Genomic DNA, 376 nt, shown 5'->3' with positions numbered 1-376 from the left:
CTATATTTTTGTTTGGTGACTATGGCAAAGAGGTCACACCTGTTCCCATGCCGAACACAGAAGTTAAGCTCTTTAGCGCCGATGGTAGTCGGACTTACGTTCCGCGAGAGTAGGACGTTGCCAAGCAAAACTTTTATCATGGCCTGTCGGTCATTTTTTCTTGGAAAAATTAGAAAAAACAATAAAAGTTGTTGACTTTTTATTAAGAACTCTGTATAATTAGTTCTTGTCGAGTCAAAAAGAAATGACATGAACATTGAAAACTGAATGACAATATGTCAACGTTAATTCCGATAATTTGAGTACTTCAAAAGTACTTTCAAGAGTGATTGACTTAATCAATCAACGAGCTATATCAAGCTTACTTCTTTTATGG

1 rRNA gene is annotated in these 376 nt (G+C 35.9%); it reads left to right on the top strand.

The window, feature by feature from the left end:
• Nucleotides 1-11: 11 nt before the first annotated feature.
• Nucleotides 12-126, top strand: a 5S ribosomal RNA gene (gene rrf / locus CCE82_RS12780).
• Nucleotides 127-376: the final 250 nt, after the last annotated feature.

Origin of the sequence: Staphylococcus cornubiensis (assembly GCF_900183575.1) — a bacterium.
In the GTDB taxonomy this organism is placed as follows: domain Bacteria; phylum Bacillota; class Bacilli; order Staphylococcales; family Staphylococcaceae; genus Staphylococcus; species Staphylococcus cornubiensis.
The sequence above is the reverse complement of the archived record's forward strand: the minus strand, read 5'-3'. Positions and strand labels throughout refer to the sequence as shown.